Genomic DNA, 12636 nt, shown 5'->3' on the forward strand with positions numbered 1-12636 from the left:
GGCGATCATTTGATCGCAGCCCTTACAGCACCTTCAGAATTGTCTAACTCATTGAATTTCAAGGAGTTTGTCGTTCCGTTGTCGCTGGAAGTGGGGCGCATTATAAGGGGATTCGAGAGGGCGTCAACCTTTAATTTCAAGAAAGTGAAATATAAGGGGGAAAGACCGTATCGGGGCTGCCAAGTGTTCGCCACGACAGTTTCAGCGCCTGTGAGATCGAGCGCCGCCCGCGCGGCGCTTCGCGGGTAAACCCGCTCCTACGTTTGTTTCGGGCCAATTATGCCTGTGGGATTCGCGCGCGAACGCCTTGGTGCCTGTCTCGATATCGCGTCGTACCAACAAGGCGGTCGCGCGCGCCAGGCACAGGAGGGACTGGCCCGAAACAAACGGAGCGGGTTTACCCGCGAAGCGCCGCGCGGGCGGCGCTCGGTCTCATAGGCGGTGAATGTCTCAAGCCGGACGCGGGCGGCGCTCGGTCTCACAGGCGATGGATGTCTCGAGCCGGACGCGCGCGGCGCTCGATCTCACAGACGCCAGAGAAACAAAGGCGGGCCCTCTCCACAGCCATTGCTATCTCAAGGCAGACCCTTGGCAGCCCCACCCCACTCTCAAACCGCCCTACCCTGCTTCCTGGCAACCCTGGGAAGAGCCCGCGCAACAGCAGGTATCCGCAATACCATCAACACAGCCCCAATAAACGCATAGATCGCCCATTCACGAAGGTCCGAGCGCACGATCCAAAGGAAATGCAACAAGCCCAACCCAAGCACCGCATACACCAACCTGTGCAGCTTCTTCCACCGCGCCCCAAGCCGCCGTTGGCTGTACCGGTTCGAAGTGACCGCCAACACCAGCAAACCCAGGAACCCCAGCGCCCCCACGATAATGTAGGGCCGCTTGCGCAGCTCCACCGCCAACTGCCCCCAATCCAGCCCAAGAATAAAGAACAGGTAACAGAGGATGTGCAGCACTATATAAGCGAACACCCACAACCCCAGCTGCCGGCGAACCACGATCCAGCCAGACCAGCCCGTCAGCTTCTGCAGTGGGGTCATGCTCAAGGTCACCAACAAGAAGGTAAGCGCCCCAAGCCCAAGGCGATCCATCATGATCTTCCCGGGATCAGGCCCCAGCAGGTTCATCGCCGCTTCATATAGCCACCACACCGGGAACAGGCAGCCTACGATGAAGATGGCCAAGCGAAACCAGGGGTAACGCATCAGTAGTTCTTCCGCAGATCGAGCCCGGTATACAGCGACGCCACTTCATCGGCATAGCCATTGAACATCTGTGTCTCCCGCACGTTGGGGCTGAACAACCCGCTGGGCAAACGACGTTCGCGCGCCTGGCTCCAGCGCGGGTGGTCGACTGTCGGGTTCACATTGGCATAGAAACCATATTCATCCGGCGCCAGCCCTTCCCAGGTAGTACCGGGCTGCTCCGCTACCAGGCTGATGCGCACAATCGACTTGATGCTCTTGAAGCCATACTTCCAAGGCACCACCAAACGCAACGGCGCACCGTTCTGGTTGGGCAGTTCCCGGCCGTACATACCCACCGCGAGAATTGCCAACGGGTGCATCGCCTCATCCAGGCGCAACCCTTCTCTATAAGGCCAGTCGATCAAGGCGAAGCCAGAACGCTGCCCAGGCATATGCTGCGGATCCTTCAGCGTTTCGAAACGCACATAACGCGCACTGGAAGTCGGCTCAACCTGCTTGAGCACCTGAGCCAAGGGGAACCCCAGCCACGGAATGACCATCGACCACGCCTCAACGCAGCGCAGCCGATAGATCCGCTCCTCAAGCTGATAGGGTTTGACGAAGTCCTCCAGTGCATAGCGTCCGGGCTTGCCCACCTCACCATCCACCACAATGGACCACGGTTCGGTCTTCAGGCTGTCGCCATTGGCCGCCGGGTCGCCCTTGTCGGGCCCGAACTCGTAGAAGTTGTTGTAGTGTGTGGCATCCTTGAACGGCGTGATCGCCTCGTCCTTCACCGTCACCGCCTGCCAGCGCGTGGCCGCGAGCTTGTCAGTGAACCAGGCCGGCGCGGCCCCAGCCTGCACATCGGCATAACGCGACATTTGCGCCGCGCCCACCCCGCCCGGCAATGCGCCTAGCGCCAAGCCAGCCAATGAGCCACCCAGCAGGGTACGACGGGAAAGGTAAATGCCTTCGGGGGTGATCTCCGACGCTTTGCACTCGGAAGACCTGGGAAGCTTGATAAGCATGAACGGCTCCATAGCACTGAGTAACGGATGTACCAGTAAGACTATGGAGCCGTGAGGTTATTCCAGCGTTAAGTGATTTTCACGCTTTGCGACGGCGCGCCTTCAGCAGGAACTGGATCGGCCCCGATGCTGCATAGGCGAGGAAGATCAACAGAAGGATACGCGGCGGATCGCTGAACACGACGGCAAACACCAGCACCACCGCCAGGATCGCCACGAACGGCACGCGCCCCTTGAGGTCCAGCTCCTTGAAACTGTTGTACTTGATGTTGCTGACCATCAGCATGCCAGCAGCAGCCACCAGCAGCGCGACCAGGAACGACAGCTTGGAGCCCTGGATGCCATAGTCGCTGAACGCCCATACGGTGCCCGCCACCACACCTGCGGCAGCCGGGCTGGCCAGGCCGATGAAGTAGCGCTTGTCGGCGGTACCGACCTGGGTATTGAAGCGCGCCAGGCGCAACGCGGCACCGGCCACATAGATGAAGGCAACCATCCAGCCGACCTTGCCCATGTCACCCAGCGCCCAGCCGAAGGCCAGCAAAGCCGGGGCCACGCCGAAGGCGACCATATCCGACAGCGAGTCATACTCGGCACCGAAGGCACTCTGGGTATTGGTCATGCGCGCAACGCGGCCGTCCAGGCCGTCGAGCACCATGGCCACGAAGATGGCGATAGCGGCAAAAGCGAAGTACTTGCTCGCCTCGCGCGGGTCGCCGGCACTCAGGGCGCTCTGTGCGCTCATCGAGCTGATGATGGAATAGAAACCGGCAAACAGGTTGGCGGTGGTAAACAGGTTGGGCAACAGGTAGATGCCGCGGTGGCGCACCTTGCGGCCTTCGGCGTCATGCCCTTCTTCAACGTGCTCATCGACAGGTAGCAGGCTTTCGGCGTCGGAGGGCTTGTTCGGCTCTTCGGGACGTTCGCTCATGGAGGGTACCTTGCAACAGGATGGAAAATGTTCGACACGGGCCCGCGAAACAGGTTCTGACAGCGAGCCACTGGTCTGCTTTATACCAGAAGCTGGATGCCAGAACGAAAAAACGCGGCCGAAGCCGCGTTTTTCATCTATCGATAAGACTTAGTTCTTGGTCTTGTCGACGATTTTGTTAGCAGAGATCCACGGCATCATCGAGCGCAGCTGCTCGCCGATGATTTCGATGCCGTGAGCGGCGTTGTTGCGACGCTTGGCGGTCATCGATGGGTAGTTGGTAGCACCTTCGGAGATGAACATCTTCGCGTACTCGCCGTCCTGGATGCGCTTCAGGGCATTGCGCATGGCCTTGCGGGATTCTTCGTTGATGACTTCCGGGCCAGTGACGTACTCACCGTATTCGGCGTTGTTGGAGATCGAGTAGTTCATGTTGGCGATGCCGCCTTCGTACATGAGGTCGACGATCAGTTTCAGCTCGTGCAGGCACTCGAAGTAGGCCATTTCCGGCGCGTAGCCAGCTTCGACCAGGGTTTCGAAACCGGCTTTGACCAGCTCGACGGTACCGCCACACAGAACAGCCTGCTCACCGAACAGGTCGGTTTCGGTTTCGTCCTTGAAGGTGGTTTCGATGATACCGGTACGGCCACCACCTACGCCCGAAGCGTAGGACAGTGCGACGTTCTTGGCGTTGCCGGAAGCGTCCTGGTAGATAGCGATCAGGTCAGGGATGCCGCCGCCTTTGACGAACTCGGAGCGAACGGTGTGGCCCGGGGCTTTCGGCGCGATCATGATCACGTCGAGGTCGGCACGCGGAACAACCTGGTTGTAGTGGATCGAGAAGCCGTGAGAGAAGGCCAGGGTAGCGCCCTTCTTGATGTTCGGCTCGATTTCGTTCTTGTACAGAGCGCCCTGGAACTCGTCCGGGGTCAGGATCATGACCAGGTCAGCCGCAGCGACAGCGGTAGCAACGTCGGCAACTTTCAGGCCGTGGGCTTCAGCCTTGGCAACGGTAGCCGAACCTTTACGCAGACCGACGGTAACGTCTACACCGGAGTCTTTCAGGTTGCACGCCTGAGCGTGGCCCTGGGAGCCGTAACCGATGATGGCGACTTTCTTACCCTGGATGATGGAAAGGTCGCAGTCTTTATCGTAGAAAACTTTCATGAAAATACCCCTGGTTATATCTCGGCCCCTGCGGAGCCATCGCTAATTTTTTGGATTTAGATGCTGAGCACTTTGTCGCCACGGGCAATGCCGGTAACGCCGCTGCGCACGGTTTCCAGAATCGATGCAGTGCCGATCGCCTGGATGAAGCTGTCCAGTTTGTCGCTGGTACCGCTCAGCTGCACGGTGTACACGCTGGCGGTCACGTCGACGATCTGGCCACGGAAGATATCCGTGGTGCGCTTGATCTCGGCACGCTGGGCACCGGTGGCCTTGACCTTGACCAACATCAGTTCACGCTCGATGTGAGCGCTTTCCGACAGGTCGACAAGCTTGACCACTTCGACCAGCTTGTTCAGGTTCTTGGTGATCTGTTCGATCACTTCGTCATGGCCAACGGTGGTCAGCGTCAGACGCGACAGGGTCGGGTCTTCGGTTGGCGCTACAGTCAGGCTTTCAATGTTGTAGTTGCGCTGGGAGAACAGGCCGACCACGCGGGACAACGCACCTGGTTCGTTTTCCAGCAGCAGGGAAATGATGTGCCGCATATCAGGTACGCTCCGTCTTGCTCAGCCACATGTCACGCATCGAGCCATCCTTGATCTGCATCGGATAGACGTGCTCACTGCGGTCAACCGCGATGTCGATGAACACCAGACGGTCCTTCATCGCAAACGCTTCTTCCAGCTTCGGCTTGAGGTCCTTCAGGCTGGTAATGCGGATACCCACATGGCCATAGGCCTCGGCCAGCTTGATGAAGTCAGGCAGCGACTCGACGTACGAGTGCGAGTGACGACCGTTGTAGGCCATGTCCTGCCACTGGCGGACCATGCCCAACACACCGTTGTTCAGGTTGACGATCTTTACCGGCAGGCCGTATTGCATGCAGGTGGACAGCTCCTGGATGTTCATCTGGATGCTGCCTTCGCCGGTCACACAGGCCACGTCCTGATCCGGGAAGTTGAGCTTGACGCCCATCGCCGCCGGGAAGCCGAAGCCCATGGTGCCCAGGCCACCGGAGTTGATCCAGCGGTTTGGCTTGTTGAAGCGGTAGTACTGCGCGGCAAACATCTGGTGCTGGCCCACGTCGGAAGTGACGAAGGCATCGCCATTGGTCACTTCGCACAGTGTCTCGATGACTTTTTGCGGCTTGATGACGTTGCCATCGCCCTTGTCGTAAGGGAACAACTCGCCATTGCCACGCCATTCGTCAATCTGCTTCCACCAGGCATCCAGCGCCGCCTTGTCAGGCTGCTCGCCGATTTCCTTGAGGATGCCGAGCATTTCGTTGAGCACGCTGTCGACCGGGCCGACGATTGGCACGTCGGCCTTGATCATCTTCGAGATCGACGCCGGGTCGATGTCGATGTGAATGATCTTGGCGTTCGGGCAGAACTTGGCCGGGCCGTTTACAACGCGGTCGTCGAAACGCGCACCGACGGCAAAGATGACATCGGCATGATGCATGGCCATGTTGGCGGTGTAGCTGCCATGCATGCCGAGCATGCCGAGGAACTGGCGGTCGGTACCCGGGAAGCCACCCAGCCCCATCAAGGTATTGGTGACCGGCAGGTTCAGCGACTTGGCGATTTCAGTCAGGGCTTCGGAGCCACCGCCGAGGATCACACCGCCACCGGAGTAGACGACCGGGCGCTTGGCCGCCAGAAGCATCTCGGCAGCCTTGCGGATCTGGCCGGAGTGACCGCGGACCGCCGGGCTGTAGGAGCGCAGCTTGACCTTTTTCGGGTAGACGTATTCGAACTTCTCAGCCGGGTTGGTCATATCTTTTGGAATGTCGACCACGACTGGACCTGGACGACCGGATTGCGCCAGGTAGAAAGCTTTTTTCAGAACTTCAGGGATCTCGGTCGGGTTCTTGATCATGAAGCTGTGCTTCACGATCGGCCGCGAGATACCGATCATGTCGGTTTCCTGGAAGGCATCGGTGCCCACCATGGTGCTAGGCACCTGGCCGGACAGGATGACCATCGGAATCGAGTCCATGTAGGCGGTGGCAATGCCGGTAATGGCATTGGTCGCGCCAGGACCGGAGGTTACCAGCACCACACCGGCCTTGCCGGTGGCGCGAGCGTAGCCGTCCGCCATATGGGTGGCCGCCTGCTCGTGACGAACCAGGATGTGTTCCACTTCCGGTTCTTTGAACAGTGCGTCGTAAACATGCAGGAGAGCACCACCAGGGTACCCGTAGATGTGCTTAACGCCTTCGTCACGCAAGAAGCGGACGACCATCTCAGCGCCAGATAAAAGCTCCACGTTGTTCACCTCTAAAACGCCAGAATACCGCCCTCATTGGACGGGTCTTAATAGGTTTACTGCCAAGCAGAGCATGAGCGAACGTCAGCACTGACTGAGCAAGTATTGGGAGATCCCCAGAGTGTTGCGGGGGTTTCCCACCCAGCGCGAGGTAACGCGTTGCGGGGTGTAACAGGTCGGCGCGGGTGTGCACCTCATGATCTGCTTAGCGGGTCTGCTTCTGGCAGTCCCTCTACAGCGGAAGTTGGATTCTTGTGATTCGGCGCCAACAAGTCAAGAAAAATTATTGCCAATTTTTCCTCAAGATGAATTCCTGCCACCACTAAAAATCGCTTCAGCAGCAGAATTAAGAAGATTTCCAAAAAAAAGGGCCACAATCTGCGGCCCTTGACGGAAAAACTGAAGAAATCAGGCGGAAGGAGCGATCAATTGATCAAAAGCTGCCAACAGGCGGCGTAGCTCACGACTTTGCTCCGGCCGGTCGGTAAACACGGTTTCGGCCATGACAAGGATGCTCGATGCATTGGGCAGCGGGTGGCCCAGCTCGATGATGATCTTCATGCGGGGCAGGAAGATCCATTGCAGCCACTGCTCAAAACTGAGGGTATCCACGGCGAACGGCACCGTACTGGCCAGTGCCTCGTCGCTTGGCGGCTCGTCATCCCACCAGCCTTGCACCTGCAGCTCGCGCTCGATCAAGAGCAGGTGGTCGGCAATATCCAGCACGCGTTGCTCGATCATCACGAATTGACCCGCGCCTTTTGCCGGGCCAGCGCAGCCCCAGCGCTGTCACCCTGCTTTTCACGGGCCTGGGCGATCGTGTTCCAAAGCTCTGCCTGCAGGCTTGGGCGGCCGTTGGCGTAAGTCAGGGCGCGGCGCGCCAACTGCTCGGCCTGCGCTGCATCACCTTGCGAAAGGCGCACCTGGGCCAGGCGATACAGCACCTGAGGCTCACGCGGAGCAATGCGCTGGGCACGCTCCAGGCTCGAAGCGGCACCGTTGAAGTCGCCGCTGCCCTGCTGCGTCTGCGCAGTGGTCAACAGTGCCAGCACAGGACCGTCCAGCTGCTCGTCGGCCGACAGGCCACCGGCGGCGGCGCTGCGCGGAATACCGGTTGGCGCACTGGCGCTTTGCGGGGTGCTGTTCATCGCAGCAATGTCGAAGGGTTCATCGGCAATCGGGTTGGGATTGGTGGTCATCGGCGCCGAACTGACAGGCCCTGTACTGATCGGCCCTGGCGTGATCGGCGAGGTACTGATCGGCGCGGCGCCATTGGACGCCGGGAACGTCTGGATGCCCGAAGCGCCTGCGCCCTGCGGGATCATCACGGTGACACCGGAATCCTCCGGCAGCGTCTGCGCCTGGGCGGTGCCGGCGTTATAGCCACCCGCCGAGCGGTTGGCCGTCACGCGTTCGCTGTTGGACACGCGGGTGCTCGAATCGACCACCGGAATATTGCCACGCGGGACGCTGGAGCACCCCTGGAGCACAGCCAACGCCGTCACGGCAGGAAACAGCCACTTGTTCACATCACACCTCATCAATGCAGCCTGTGCTTAATTCATCCAGCCTTTGACCCAGTCCATTACCGATTCTACTGGGTCCTGCTCGCCGCCACAGGCTGCGCCGGCCGGCGGCTCACTCCCGCGAATATACGGCATCTGCACCGCTCCCGGACAGCTGGCATCAGACCCATGGCCACTGTAGGGATCGATCCAGGCCTGCACCACGTTGTCCGGTTGCGGCATGTCCAGCGGCAGCGGGTCGGCCTTCTTCATGAAGCTGGTCCACACCTGCAAGGCGCCGGTGGCGCCGGTAAACGGTGTCTTGCCGTTATCGTCACGCCCCATCCACACCACGGCCAGCAGATCCTGACTGAAGCCGGAGAACCAGCTGTCACGCGAGTCGTTACTGGTACCGGTCTTGCCCGCCAGGGTCAGCGAGCGTGGCAAGGTGTTGTACACCGAGCGCCCTGTACCTTCGCGCATTACGCGCTGCATGGCGTTCTGCACCAGGTAAATGGCACCTGGGTCGAAGGTTTGCTGGATCTGGAACGGGTAGCGCTTGAGCGGCTCGCCCTCGGCGGTGAGCACACTGCGGATGCCGCGCATCGGCGTGTTGAAGCCGCCGTTGGCGATGGTCTGGTACATGGTTGCCACCTGCATCGGCGACATGCCACCTGCCCCCAGCAACATGGCCGGGAACGCAGGCCAGTCGACATTCACGCCCAAGCGACCAATGGTCTTGATCACGTTCGGCACACCCACTTCCAGGCCGAGCTTGGCGGTCGACAGGTTGTAGGAGTTGGCCAGCCCCTGGTACAGGTAGATCGTGCCATGCGGGCGGCGGTCATAGTTTTGCGGGCGCCAGACTTGGCCGTCAGCGCCCTTGACCGAAAATGGCTCGTCCTGCACCCAACTGGTCAGGGTGTACTTGCTCGGCTGCTCCAGCGCAGTCAGGTATACCGACGGCTTGACCAACGAGCCGATCGGCCGCACAGCATCGATAGCCCGGTTGAAGCCGGCGAAGCCTGCCTGGCGGCTACCGATCAGCGCCTGTACTTCACCGGTCTCAGGGTTGGTCACGACCATCGCCGCTTCCACATCGTCGGCCCCCTTGCGGCCCGCCAGGCGCTTGAAGGTCTCGCTCATCGAGGTTTCGGCCTTCATCTGCAGGATCGGGTCGAAGCTGGTAAAGATGCGCAGGCCTTCTTCGGTCAAGTCCTCGTCGCGGTAATCCTGGCGCAACTGTCGCTTGACCAGGTCGAGGAAGGCCGGGAACGAGCTGTCGGCCAGGCTGCCACGCTTGGTCACGCCCAACGGCATTTTCTTCGCCGCATCGACTTCTGCCTGGCTGGCCACGCCCTGTTCGGCCACCAGGTCGAGCACCAGGTTGCGGCGAGCCAGGGCCCGCTCGGGGTGACGCCGCGGGTTGTAGTAGGACGGGCCTTTGACCATGCCCACCAGCAGGGCGATCTGATGCAGTTTCAGCTCGGACAGCGGCTGGCTGAAGAAGAACTGGCTAGCCAGACCAAAGCCGTGCACCGCGCGCTGACCGTCCTGGCCGACGAACACCTCGTTGAGGTAGGCCTCAAGGATTTCGCGTTTGTCGTAGTGCAGTTCGAGCAGGACCGCCATCATCGCCTCGGTAAGCTTGCGGCTGAGGCTGCGCTCGCTGCTGAGGTAGAAGTTCTTCACCAACTGCTGGGTCAGGGTACTGCCACCCTGGCGCATCGAGCCGGACGACGTGTTGACCCACATGGCCCGGACGATGGACTTTGGCGACACGCCGAAGTGGCTGTAGAACTCGCGGTCCTCCGTTGCCACCAGGGTTTCGAGCAGATATTTGGGTACCTGATCAATCTTGATCAGGATGCGGTCTTCGAGATTTTTCGGATAGATGCCGCCGATCATCAGCGGCTCCAGCCGCACCACGTCAAGCGCCTTGCCGTTGGCACCGGAAAGGCCCGCAACGTAATCGCCAGAGAAGCGCACGCGGACGAACTGCGCCGGTTCCATGCCCTCGTAGAACTGGAAGCCACGGGTATTGAGGTCGACGGTATTGCCGTTGACGGACGCAGCGCCCGGGCCGTTGGCCGCGCTTTCGCGACGGTAGCCGAGCGCATCGAGCTCGGTGAGGAAGTCGTTCTTGCTCAACTTCTGGCCGGTGAACAGCTCCAGCGGTCGGGCATACACTTTGGCCGGGATGGTCCAGCGCTTGCCGGAGAACTTTTCCTGGACGACGGCATCGAGGTAAACCGCGAAGCCGGCAACGATCACCAGGCCAACCAGGCTGAGCTTCAAAGCCCAGCCCAGCCAGGCGCGGGAGCGGCCGGTCGGGCGTTTCTGAGGGGTGCGGGGATTTCGGGTTCGGGTCATGGCGGCGGATTATACGCACTTTATAAAGGCTGGGCAGACGGCCCGGCGGTAGGCAGGGACGGCACCATTGACCATAATGGCGCATTCGAATTCCCTTGCCCCGGAAGGATTTGCCGTGAGCCAAGCTCTTATTACTGCGTTGCAGAACCCTGCCCTGTACCCTCACTCCGTGGAGGGGTTTCAGCTCATCGAGACGCATATCTCCTGGGTCCTGCTCACTGGCGAATACGCCTACAAGATCAAGAAACCGATGAATTTCGGCTTCCTGGACTTCACCGGACTGGACCAGCGCCAGCATTTCTGTAACGAAGAATTGCGCCTGAACCAACGCCTGACCGAAGGCCTGTACCTGGAAGTGTTGCCGATCACCGGTAGCGTCGACGCACCGCAGATCGGTGGCGAAGGTGAAGCCATCGAGTATGTGCTGAAGATGCGCCAGTTCCCCCAGGGCCAGATGCTCAACACCCTGCAGGCCAATGGCGAACTGAACGCCACGCACATCGACCAGATGGCCCGGCAGATTGCCGAGTTTCACCTGCAGGCCCCACGTGTGCCGATGGAACACCCGCTGGGCACGCCAGACAGCGTGATGGCCCCGGTGGAGCAGAACTTCGAGCAGATTCGCCCATTCCTCAGCGACAAAGCCGATCTGCAGCAACTCGACGCCCTGCAGGCCTGGGCCCGCAGCAGCTTCGAGCGCCTGCATGGCCTGCTGGAAAAGCGCAAGGCCAAGGGCTTCATCCGTGAGTGCCACGGTGACATCCACCTGGGCAATGCCACCTTGATCGATGGCAAGGTGGTGATCTTCGATTGCATCGAGTTCAACGAGCCTTTCCGACTGACCGACGTCTACGCCGACACCGCCTTCCTGGCCATGGACCTGGAAGACCGCGGCCTGAAGTGCCTGGCCCGACGCTTCATCAGCCAGTACCTGGAACTGACAGGGGACTACGAAGGCCTGGAACTGCTCAACTTCTACAAAGCCTACCGCGCGCTGGTGCGGGCCAAGGTCGCACTGTTCAGCATGCCGGCCGACGCTGATGGCGTTCAGCGTGCCACCACCCTGCGCACCTACCGCAACTACGCCAACCTGGCCGAAAGCTACAGCGCCATCCCGTCGCGCCTGCTGGCCATCACCCATGGTGTTTCGGCGGTGGGCAAAAGTCACGTGGCCATGCGCCTGGTCGAGGCCCTGGGTGCAGTGCGCGTGCGTTCGGACGTAGAGCGCAAGCGCCTGTTCGGCGAACAACAGCAGGCCGACGCCGGCCAGCTGAGTACCGGCATATACGACCAGGACGCCAGCGCAGCGACCTATCAGCGCCTGCACGAGGTAGCAGCGACGGTGCTGCGCGCCGGCTTCCCGGTGGTGCTGGACGCCACCTACCTCAAGCGTGAACAACGCCAGGCTGCGGCAGACGTTGCCAGCCAGACCGGCGTGCCGTTCCTCATCCTCGACTGTCACGCGCCGGAGGCGGTCATCGCCAGTTGGCTGGAGCAGCGCCAGGCCGAAAACAGCGACCCGTCGGATGCCACGCTGGAGGTGATCAAGGCCCAGCAGGCCAGCCGTGAGGCGCTGGATGCGCAGGAGCTGGTGCACAGCACCCGCGTCGATACCCAGGCTGCCGGCAGCATGGATCAGGTGATCGAGCAGATTCGCCAGCGGTTGCCTGGCCTGTAAGTTCCTCACCTTCCTGTGCCTGCCCGCCAAGGGGCAGGCACAGGCCGCTCACCCTCCGATGGCAAAAAGCCGCATATTTCCCAACGCCCGCTACACTCCTCTCAGACCTGCTCGCGATTTATCCCCCCATTCCCGTTCAGCCATCGCAAGGAGGCTCGATGAACGATGAATTGCAGCATCTGAAGAACCTTGGCAAGACTTCTGCGCAGTGGCTGCATGCGGCCGGCATCCACAGTGCATCGGATTTGCGCCGCCTGGGCGCGGTGGGTGCGTACCAGGCCGTGAAGACACGAGGGTTCCGTGCATCGAAGGTGCTGTTGTATGCCATTGAAGGCGCCCTGCTGGACATGCACTGGAACGATTTGCCGCTCGAACGCAAGGAAGCACTCAACCAACAATTGGACGCGAAAAACCCTACGCAAAAAAAACCCAAATAATCGGGGTAAAGGGATTGACGGCTAAATGAGAATTGTTA

12 protein-coding genes are annotated in these 12636 nt (G+C 60.5%); 3 read left to right on the plus strand and 9 right to left on the minus strand.

Going from position 1 to position 12636, the window contains the following annotated elements; all coding sequences use genetic code 11:
- The coding region (locus tag V7787_RS43100; protein ID WP_336093796.1) for a hypothetical protein at positions 1–249 on the plus strand (249 nt) is incomplete at its 5' end.
- 359 nt (positions 250–608) lie between these two features.
- Here the strand turns inward: V7787_RS43100 and msrQ are convergent.
- The 9 genes from msrQ to mrcB form a co-directional block, all read right to left on the minus strand.
- Positions 609–1220 carry a protein-methionine-sulfoxide reductase heme-binding subunit MsrQ gene (msrQ, locus tag V7787_RS43105; protein WP_064491452.1) on the minus strand — a complete coding sequence of 204 codons (612 nt, stop codon included), beginning with the start codon at positions 1218–1220 and terminating at the stop codon, positions 609–611.
- On the minus strand, positions 1220–2233 hold the full coding sequence (msrP, locus tag V7787_RS43110; protein WP_003250049.1) for a protein-methionine-sulfoxide reductase catalytic subunit MsrP: 1014 nt from the start codon (positions 2231–2233) through the stop codon (positions 1220–1222). Before msrP ends, msrQ begins: the two co-directional genes overlap by 1 nt.
- Before the next feature lie 79 nt (positions 2234–2312).
- A complete protein-coding gene (gene pssA / locus V7787_RS43115; protein WP_003250045.1) occupies positions 2313–3164 on the minus strand; it encodes a CDP-diacylglycerol--serine O-phosphatidyltransferase in 852 nt (283 codons plus the stop codon).
- A gap of 150 nt (positions 3165–3314) precedes the next feature.
- A complete protein-coding gene (gene ilvC, locus V7787_RS43120; RefSeq protein WP_003250043.1) occupies positions 3315–4331 on the minus strand; it encodes a ketol-acid reductoisomerase in 1017 nt (338 codons plus the stop codon).
- A gap of 56 nt (positions 4332–4387) precedes the next feature.
- Positions 4388–4879, minus strand: a complete 492-nt coding sequence (gene ilvN / locus V7787_RS43125) for an acetolactate synthase small subunit (RefSeq protein ID WP_003250040.1) — start codon at positions 4877–4879, stop codon at positions 4388–4390.
- 1 nt (position 4880) lies between these two features.
- Complete coding sequence (locus V7787_RS43130; RefSeq protein WP_064491454.1) at positions 4881–6605, minus strand: acetolactate synthase 3 large subunit; 1725 nt, start codon at positions 6603–6605, stop codon at positions 4881–4883.
- A 408-nt stretch (positions 6606–7013) separates the two neighbouring features.
- Complete coding sequence (locus V7787_RS43135; protein ID WP_003250034.1) at positions 7014–7346, minus strand: YqcC family protein; 333 nt, start codon at positions 7344–7346, stop codon at positions 7014–7016.
- Positions 7346–8146: a tetratricopeptide repeat protein gene (locus tag V7787_RS43140; RefSeq protein WP_010955334.1), complete on the minus strand. Its 801-nt coding sequence runs from the start codon at positions 8144–8146 to the stop codon at positions 7346–7348. Before V7787_RS43140 ends, V7787_RS43135 begins: the two co-directional genes overlap by 1 nt.
- A gap of 15 nt (positions 8147–8161) precedes the next feature.
- Positions 8162–10483, minus strand: coding sequence for a penicillin-binding protein 1B (gene mrcB / locus V7787_RS43145; RefSeq protein WP_010955335.1), 2322 nt, complete (start codon positions 10481–10483; stop codon positions 8162–8164).
- A 115-nt stretch (positions 10484–10598) separates the two neighbouring features.
- On the opposite strand from mrcB, the gene V7787_RS43150 reads away from it, so the two are divergent.
- Both V7787_RS43150 and V7787_RS43155 read left to right on the plus strand, forming a co-directional pair.
- The gene (locus V7787_RS43150) at positions 10599–12161 is read left to right on the plus strand and encodes a bifunctional aminoglycoside phosphotransferase/ATP-binding protein (protein ID WP_198747994.1); all 1563 of its coding nucleotides are present in this window, start codon (positions 10599–10601) and stop codon (positions 12159–12161) included.
- 158 nt (positions 12162–12319) lie between these two features.
- A complete protein-coding gene (locus V7787_RS43155; protein WP_010955337.1) occupies positions 12320–12598 on the plus strand; it encodes a TfoX/Sxy family protein in 279 nt (92 codons plus the stop codon).
- Positions 12599–12636: the final 38 nt, after the last annotated feature.

The sequence above is a fragment of the Pseudomonas sp. CGJS7 genome, from assembly GCF_036961695.1.

Bases quoted from the DNA above. Each gene is read 5' to 3' on its own strand.
- msrQ (WP_064491452.1), bottom strand. From the start codon at position 1,220: ATGCGTTACCCCTGGTTTCGCTTGGCCATCTTCATCGTAGGCTGCCTG.
- V7787_RS43135 (WP_003250034.1), bottom strand. From the start codon at position 7,346: ATGATCGAGCAACGCGTGCTGGATATTGCCGACCACCTGCTCTTGATC.
- V7787_RS43155 (WP_010955337.1), top strand. From the start codon at position 12,320: ATGAACGATGAATTGCAGCATCTGAAGAACCTTGGCAAGACTTCTGCG.
- ilvC (WP_003250043.1), bottom strand. From the start codon at position 4,331: ATGAAAGTTTTCTACGATAAAGACTGCGACCTTTCCATCATCCAGGGT.
- mrcB (WP_010955335.1), bottom strand. From the start codon at position 10,483: ATGACCCGAACCCGAAATCCCCGCACCCCTCAGAAACGCCCGACCGGC.
- V7787_RS43140 (WP_010955334.1), bottom strand. From the start codon at position 8,146: ATGAGGTGTGATGTGAACAAGTGGCTGTTTCCTGCCGTGACGGCGTTG.
- pssA (WP_003250045.1), bottom strand. From the start codon at position 3,164: ATGAGCGAACGTCCCGAAGAGCCGAACAAGCCCTCCGACGCCGAAAGC.
- ilvN (WP_003250040.1), bottom strand. From the start codon at position 4,879: ATGCGGCACATCATTTCCCTGCTGCTGGAAAACGAACCAGGTGCGTTG.
- msrP (WP_003250049.1), bottom strand. From the start codon at position 2,233: ATGCTTATCAAGCTTCCCAGGTCTTCCGAGTGCAAAGCGTCGGAGATC.